General features: G+C 74.2%; 7 protein-coding genes. 2 read left to right on the forward strand and 5 right to left on the reverse strand.

All coding sequences use genetic code 11. The features are described 5' to 3' along the window. Positions 1-67: 67 nt before the first annotated feature. A complete protein-coding gene (locus OO57_RS36715; RefSeq protein WP_033257179.1) occupies positions 68-973 on the reverse strand; it encodes a LysR family transcriptional regulator in 906 nt (301 codons plus the stop codon). A gap of 116 nt (positions 974-1,089) precedes the next feature. On the opposite strand from OO57_RS36715, the gene OO57_RS36720 reads away from it, so the two are divergent. Continuing rightward, complete coding sequence (locus OO57_RS36720) at positions 1,090-2,016, forward strand: EamA family transporter (RefSeq protein ID WP_033257188.1); 927 nt, start codon at positions 1,090-1,092, stop codon at positions 2,014-2,016. Here the strand turns inward: OO57_RS36720 and OO57_RS36725 are convergent. Continuing rightward, entirely contained in the window at positions 1,937-2,407 is a 471-nt protein-coding gene (locus OO57_RS36725; RefSeq protein WP_033257180.1) for a MarR family winged helix-turn-helix transcriptional regulator, read from the reverse strand. The genes OO57_RS36720 and OO57_RS36725 overlap by 80 nt on opposite strands. Positions 2,408-2,546: 139 nt before the next feature. Here OO57_RS36725 and OO57_RS36730 point away from each other — a divergent pair, with 139 nt between their 5' ends. Further along, on the forward strand, positions 2,547-2,879 hold the full coding sequence (locus OO57_RS36730; RefSeq protein ID WP_033257181.1) for a DUF2218 domain-containing protein: 333 nt from the start codon (positions 2,547-2,549) through the stop codon (positions 2,877-2,879). A 41-nt stretch (positions 2,880-2,920) separates the two neighbouring features. Here OO57_RS36730 and OO57_RS36735 read toward each other — a convergent pair whose 3' ends face one another. From OO57_RS36735 to gabT, 3 genes are all read right to left on the reverse strand, one after another. After that, the gene (locus OO57_RS36735; RefSeq protein ID WP_234337692.1) at positions 2,921-3,913 is read right to left on the reverse strand and encodes a hypothetical protein; all 993 of its coding nucleotides are present in this window, start codon (positions 3,911-3,913) and stop codon (positions 2,921-2,923) included. Positions 3,914-4,234: 321 nt separating this feature from the next. Beyond that, the gene (locus OO57_RS36740) at positions 4,235-4,861 is read right to left on the reverse strand and encodes a phosphatase PAP2 family protein (protein ID WP_033257184.1); all 627 of its coding nucleotides are present in this window, start codon (positions 4,859-4,861) and stop codon (positions 4,235-4,237) included. Positions 4,862-5,242: 381 nt separating this feature from the next. Then, on the reverse strand, positions 5,243-6,598 hold the full coding sequence (gene gabT, locus OO57_RS36745; protein WP_033257186.1) for a 4-aminobutyrate--2-oxoglutarate transaminase: 1,356 nt from the start codon (positions 6,596-6,598) through the stop codon (positions 5,243-5,245). Positions 6,599-6,897 lie beyond the last annotated feature (299 nt).

Raw genomic sequence — 6,897 nt, forward strand, 5'->3', positions numbered from 1 at the left:
CTGCTGGGGGGCAGGTGGCTGGTGGTGGGGCTGGCGTAGCGGTGGGGGCGGGTGATGGGGGAGGGCCTCAGGTGGTCAGGGCGTCCCAGTGGTGGCGCAGGGCGGTGAGGGTGGCGGTGACGGCGGGGCGGCGGGAGGTCTGGGTGCGCCAGAGGGCGTGGACGCGGCGGACGGGTTCGGGGGTGACGGGGCGGGCGGCGATGCCGGGCGGGAGGGGGCCGCGGCCCAGGCGGGGGATCAGGCCGAGGCCGAGGCCGGCCGCGATCAGGGCGAGCTGGGTCTGGAACTCGCCGACCCGGTGGGCGACGTCCGGTTCCTCGCCGGTCTCCCGCATGGTGCGCAGCAGCCAGTCGTGGCAGATGTTGCCGGGCGGGACGCTGATCCAGCGCTGACCGCGCAGCGCCGTCACCGGGACGGCGTCCAGCGCGGCCAGCGGGTGCGCGACGGGCAGCAGCAGGTCGACCGGGTCCGTGCCGAGGTCGAGCCGGTCGACCCCGGGCTGCACCGGCAGCGGGACGGTCGCCCAGTCCTGCACGACCGCCAGGTCGACCTCGCCGCGGGCCACCAGCTCGGCCGCCGGGTACGGGTCGCTCTCCAGCAGGCGGACGTCCAACTCGGGGCAGCTGTCGCGCAGTTCGGCCAGGACGGCGGGCAGCAGGCCGCGCGCCGCGGTGGGGAAGGCGGCCACCAGCAGCCGTCCGGCCGCCCGGCCGCGCTGCTCCTCCAGCGTCACCTCGGCCTGCTCGACCAGGGCCAGGACGTGCTGCGCGGTGTCGGCGAGGCGCAGCGCGGCGTCGGTCAACTGGACGCCCCGGCCCTGGCGTTCGAGCAGGACGGTGCGGGTCTCGCGTTCGAGCTTGGCGATCTGCTGGGAGATCGCGGAGGGGGTGAAGCCGAGGGCCGCGGCGGCCCCGCCGACCGAGCCGTGCACGGCGACCGCGTGCAGGGCGCGCAGGCGTCCCAGATCCATCATGGGTCCATTGTGAAGCATCACTGAACGGTGGGGTTGAGGAACATTCGCTGGTGCTGAACAGTCCGCCGAGGGATTCTCGGAGCATGACCTCCTCCTCCTCCTCCTCCTCCTCCGCGATGACGCCGCGTCACATCGCCCTCGCCGTGCTGGTCGCCGCGGTCTGGGGCCTGAACTTCGTGCTGATCGAGGTCGGTCTGCACGACTTCCCGCCGCTGCTGTTCTGCGCGATGCGGTTCGCCGTGGTGGCGCTGCCCGCGGTGTTCCTGGTCGGCCCGCCGCGGGTGGCGTGGCGGTGGGTGCTCGGGGTCGGACTGGTGCTGGGGGTGGTGAAGTTCGGGCTGCTGTTCCTCGGCATGCACGCCGGGATGCCGGCCGGGCTGTCCTCGCTGGTGCTGCAGGGGCAGGCCGGGTTCACCGCGCTGTTCGCCGCCGGGCTGCTGGGCGAGCGGCCCGGGCGGCTGCGGGTCGTCGGGCTGGCGGTGGCGTTCGCCGGGATCGCGCTGGCCGCCGTCGACCGCGGCGCGGGCGGGCCGGTCGGCGCGTTCGTGCTGGTGACCGGCTCGGCGGTGGCCTGGGGCCTGGCCAACGTGCTGACCCGCCGGGCCGCCCCGCCGGACGCGCTGCGCTGGATGGTGTGGGTCTCCGCGGTGCCGCCGCTGCCGCTGCTGGCGCTGTCGCTGCTGGTCGAGGGCCCGGGCGCGGACCGGGCGGCGCTGCGCGCGATCACCTGGCCGGGCGTCGGCGCGGTGCTGTACGTCGGCCTGGTGTCCACGCTGTTCGGGTTCGTCGCCTGGAGCCACCTGCTGCGCCGCTACGACGCCTCCGCGGTCGCCCCGTACTCGCTGCTGGTGCCGGTGTTCGGGATGTCCTCGGCGGGGCTGCTGCTCGGCGAGCGGTTCAGCCCGGCGGCGGGGGCCGCGGCGCTGCTGGTGATTGCCGGGATCGGGCTGGGCGCGGTGCCGGCTACGGGGTGGGACCGGCTTCGTACGCTTCCTCGGCGTGCCGCAGCGCGCGCAGCAGGGCGTCCTGTTCGGCAGGGCTGACCGGGCCGAAGTACTCCTGGGCGACCTCGTGCCGGACCCGGGAGATCCGCTCCAGCGCGCCGTGCCCGTCCTCGGTGAGCACCAGTCGCACCGCCCGGCGGTCGGCCGGGTCGGGGGTGCGGGCGACCAGGCCGGCCTCCTCCAGGGCGTCGACCACGGTGGTGGCGGAGCGCGGGGCGATGTGCAGCCGCTCGGCGAGCTCGCTCAGCCGCATGGTCTCGGCGCTCTCGCAGCCGGGCGCGTGGGCGAGGGTGCGCAGGGCCCGGCCCTGGGCGGGGGTGAGGCCGTACGGCTCCAGCCGCTGCATGGTCCGTCGGCGGATCCGCTTCATCGCCCGGGTGAGCGCGTCGGCGAGTTCCGCTGCGGTGTCGGCGGGGCCGGGGGTGGTCATGGGCACAGGTTAGCGGGCGGCCCGGGGCCGGTACGGAGGGTGACCGGTCTCGCCCGGATAACTTGTTGAGCTTGGCTCAGCAATCGAGTAGCTTAGGTGAGCCTAACCGCCTCTGCGCCTTCGAACCGAGGAGTCCCCCGTGGCCCGCTCCACCGCCCGCGTCAGCACCGACCGCCCCGCCCGCTACGCCAAGCAGCTCGCCGCCCACATGGGCCGCAAGGTCCCCGCCGAGTGGTCGGAGGAGACCGGCCGCGGCTCGCTCGTCTTCGGCGCCGGCCGGGCCGAGCTCACCGCCGGGGACGGCGCGCTGCTGCTGTCCGTCGAGGGTGCCGAGGAGGCCCTCGCCCAGCTGGAGGACGTGGTCGGCCGCCACCTGGTCCGCTTCGGCACCCGCGACGAACTGGTCGTCGCCTGGCAGCGCGAGGGCGGGGAGGCCGGCACCGTCCAGCGCCTCACCGGCGAGGAGGGCTGACCCCGCCCCGCCCCCGCCCCGGCCCTCGCGTCCGCGTCCGCTCAGCTCTGGCGCAGCGGGGGCATCGGCACCGGCACCGCGAAGGCCGTGGCCCCCGCGCCGACCCCGCCCTCGCAGCTGTTCGGCGGCGCGGTGGTCACGCCCCGGGTGGACGGCTTCTCGGCCGCCCAGAACATGAAGCCCAGCATCCCGGCCGTCGTCCCCGCCCCGTTCGGTGCGGCACTCTGCACCCAGCTGCCGGTGGCCTTCTGCACCGAGTTCGCGAAGTCGTTGCACTCGGGCCGGACCTTCGAGCCCTCCGCGACGTACAGGCTGCCGGTGAACTTCGCCGGGGCCAGCGGCGGGATCGCCGGGTTGTAGGTCGGCTTGCCGTCCAGGTGCTCCTGCCAGTTGGCGGTCGCCGAGGAGGCGGTCGGCTGCCTGCTCGGCACCATCGCGTTGGCGTAGTCCAGCACCGGGTTCGCCGTGGTCAGCCAGTTCGCGGTGGCGTACTGGTCGATGCCGATCAGCCAGCGGTCCCCGGCCGCCACGTCGATGGTCAGCCGGGCGGTCGGGTCGGCGCCCGAGGCGTCGTAGGGGTGGGCGGCCCGGTAGGCGTCCACGAACGCCTGCAGGCCGGTCAGGTTCGGGTTGTTGCTGTTCTCGTAGTCGATCTCGATGCCCACGCCGAGCTTGCTCGCCAGCGCCGCCGCCTTCTGGCCGAGCAGCGTGCCGTTCTGGGCCAGCGCGGTGTCCCAGTCGCCGGTGTACGTGATGCCGCCGATGGAGAGCATCACCCGGATGCCGTGCGCCGTGAAGTAGTCCACCACCCGCTGGTCCATGCCGACCGGCACCCCGGCGGCGTTCCCGGCGTCGGTGGTGCCGTTCAGCAGCCGCAGCGGGTTGACGAAGCTCAGGACCACCACGTTCACCGAGGGCCGGCCGTCGCCGCGGTCGATCAGCCAGTGGTTGGCGGCGTCGAACTCGGCGAGGTCGCGCACCTTCGCCCAGGTGCAGGCGTCGTCGCTGCAGTGCCAGGCCCCGTACACCTGCATCGGTGAGGCCGTCGCCGCTGTCGCCGGTGGGACCGGCAGCGCCGTCACCGCCAGGGCCAGCAGTGAGGCCGCTACCGAAAAACGCGTCATGGGCATGACTGGGGAACGCACATTCGCCTCCCGGCGATCGCGTGCTGATGGGTGGGGAACAGGGTGCGCGCGAGCCGGTTGGGCGTCAATGGTCTGGACCGAACTGGCCGCTGACGGCCGGTCGGTCAGCAGGTCACGGGCGGTCGGGTCCCGGGGCGCGGACGGTTCGGCCCCGGCCGCGGCCGCGGACGGCTGCGGTCACGGACGGCTGCGGTCACGGACGGCCGTGGGTCACGGGCGGTCGGGCAGCAGGCGCGGCAGCAGCCGGTGCAGGCCGAGCAGCAGCAGGCCAGCCAGGCACCAGCTCGCCACCACGTCCAGCAGCCAGTGGAAGTCGCTCCACACCAGGCCCGCCCCCACCCCCAGGCACACCGCCACCGCCACCGCGCCCAGCCGCCGTCCGACCGCGGCCGGCAGCACCCGGGCCAGCAGCAGCGCCGCCGTCCCGTACGCGATCGCGGAGGTCGCGGTGTGGCCCGACGGGTACCAGCCCCACTGGTCCGCGGCCAGCGGCACCCCGTACGGGCCCGGGCGGGCGAACCAGCTCTTCGCGGGCACCACCAGCAGCGGGACCAGCACCGCGGCCGCCACCGCCACCGGCACCGGCACCCACCAGCGCGGCCGCCCGCCGCGCCGGGCCAGCCAGGTCGCCAGGCCCGCGCACCCCAGCAGCACCGGGACCGCGACCAGGGCGCCGCCCAGGTCCGACAGCGCCACGCCCAGGTGGTTCAGCAGCGTCGAGCCGATCGCCCGGCGCAGGCGCCGCACCCCGTCGCGCACCGCCGTGTCCACCCCCAGCAGCGGCCCGTCCACCGCGACCTGCCAGGAGACCACGAGCAGCACCAGCGCGAGTGTCATGGGCAGGACAGCAAAAATCGGCCGCCCCGGAGCAGGGGGGAGAGCTCCGGGGCGGCCAAGGCGATCGCCGCGCCGTGCGGCCCGGGGGGTGTGGGCGGGACGGCCGGTCGATCGGTCAAGTGCGTCCGCCTCGGCGGCGGACGGAGTCATGGGCAGTGGGTGCTGTTCGCTGTCCATCTGTGATGACAGTACGTCAAAGCCGGGGTCGGGAACGGAGGACCCGCCATCGTGCACAGCATCTTCACCACCGGTGGGGCGACCTCCACCCGCCCGCCCGTCACCCGCCCGCCCGCCCGGCACGCGGACGCGCGGGGGCCGGACGGGATCCGCTCCGTCCGGCCCCCGCGCCGCTCACCGGGAGTTCCGCCGTGCCCGCAGGGCTCAGACGCCCGCGAAGGCCGACTCCAGGATGTCCAGGCCCTCGACCAGCAGGTGCTCCGGGATCACCAGCGGCGGCAGGAAGCGCAGCACGTTGCCGTACGTCCCGGCGGTCAGCACCACCAGGCCCTCCGCGTGGCACGCCTTCGCGATCGCCGCGGTCACCTCCGGGTCCGGCTCCTTGCCGCCCGGCTTCACCAGCTCCACCGCGATCATCGCGCCGCGGCCGCGGACCTCGCCGATGCGCACCCGGTCGGAGTCGGCGAACTTCTCCTGCATGGCCCGAAGCCGGCCCAGCATGACCTCGCCGATGTGCCGCGCCTTGCCGTTCAGGTCCTCGGACCGCATGGTCTCGATCGCCCCCAGCGCGGCCGCGCAGGCCACCGGGTTGCCGCCGTAGGTCCCGCCCAGGCCGCCCGCGTGCGCGGCGTCCATGATCTCGGCCCGGCCGGTCACCGCCGCCAGCGGCAGACCGCCCGCGATGCCCTTCGCCGTGGTGATCAGGTCCGGGACGACGCCCTCGTCCTCGCACGCGAACCACTGGCCGGTGCGGCAGAAACCGGTCTGGATCTCGTCCGCCACGAACACGATCCCGTTCGCCTTCGCGAACTCCGCGATCGCGGGCAGGAAGCCCTTGGCCGGCTCGATGAAACCGCCCTCGCCCTGGATCGGCTCGATGATGACCGCCGCGACGTTCTCCGCGCCGATCTGCTTGTTGACGACCTCGATCGCCTGCGCGGCGGCCTCGGCGGCGCAGTTCTCCGCACCCGTCAGCCAGCGGTACGGGTACGCCACCGGCACCCGGTAGATCTCCGGCGCGAACGGCCCGAAGCCCTGCTTGTACGGCATGTTCTTCGCGGTCAGGCCCATGGTCAGGTTGGTCCGGCCGTGGTAGCCGTGGTCGAACACCACCACCGCGGTCCGCTTGGTGTAGGCGCGGGCGATCTTCACCGCGTTCTCCACCGCCTCGGCGCCCGAGTTGAACAGCGCGGTGCGCTTGTCGTGGTCGCCCGGGGTCAGCTCGTTCAGCTGCTCCGCCACCGCCACGTAGCCCTCGTACGGGGTCACCATGAAACAGGTGTGCGTGAACGCGGCCAGCTGCTCGGTCGCCCGCGCCACCACGGCCGCGGCGCTGTTGCCCACGTTCGTCACGGCGATGCCCGAACCGAAGTCGATCAGGCTGTTGCCGTCCACGTCCTCCAGCACGCCGCCGCCGGCCCGCGACACGTACACCGGCAGCGTGGTGCCCACGCCCGCCGGGACCGCGCCGAGCTTGCGAGCCTGCAGCTCCTGCGACTTCGGGCCGGGGATCGCGGTGACCAGTCGGCGCTCCTGCGGGAGCGGCGTTGCAGCGCTCATCTGTCTTCTCCAAGTTCTTGACGCGGTAACCGCAGGCTACGACCGGCCGCACGGCTCCGGCATGCGCCACTCGGTAGTGCCGGGACGACCCAATTGTCCGACGCGGCCAGTGGCCGAAGATCGGCTGCGCGCCCGCGCACTCCACTACATTGGCCCCGGGTGTGTCGGTGGGACGGCGATGCGGGTATGGCACCGCCGGCAACGTAGGAGGGGCCCGAAGTGGAACTGAACGACGCGAGAACCCAGCACACCCACCCCCATCTCCCCCCGCCCCGCGCCCCCTTCCACCTCTCCACCTG

The sequence above is a fragment of the Kitasatospora phosalacinea genome (genome assembly GCF_000717185.1).
Lineage (GTDB): Bacteria > Actinomycetota > Actinomycetes > Streptomycetales > Streptomycetaceae > Kitasatospora > Kitasatospora phosalacinea_A.

Excerpts from the sequence above, each read along its gene's own strand:
- OO57_RS36715 (WP_033257179.1), bottom strand. The coding sequence starts at position 973 with ATGATGGATCTGGGACGCCTGCGCGCCCTGCACGCGGTCGCCGTGCAC.
- OO57_RS36720 (WP_033257188.1), top strand. The coding sequence starts at position 1,090 with ATGACGCCGCGTCACATCGCCCTCGCCGTGCTGGTCGCCGCGGTCTGG.
- OO57_RS36725 (WP_033257180.1), bottom strand. The coding sequence starts at position 2,407 with ATGACCACCCCCGGCCCCGCCGACACCGCAGCGGAACTCGCCGACGCG.
- OO57_RS36735 (WP_234337692.1), bottom strand. The coding sequence starts at position 3,913 with ATGCAGGTGTACGGGGCCTGGCACTGCAGCGACGACGCCTGCACCTGG.
- OO57_RS36740 (WP_033257184.1), bottom strand. The coding sequence starts at position 4,861 with ATGACACTCGCGCTGGTGCTGCTCGTGGTCTCCTGGCAGGTCGCGGTG.
- gabT (WP_033257186.1), bottom strand. The coding sequence starts at position 6,598 with ATGAGCGCTGCAACGCCGCTCCCGCAGGAGCGCCGACTGGTCACCGCG.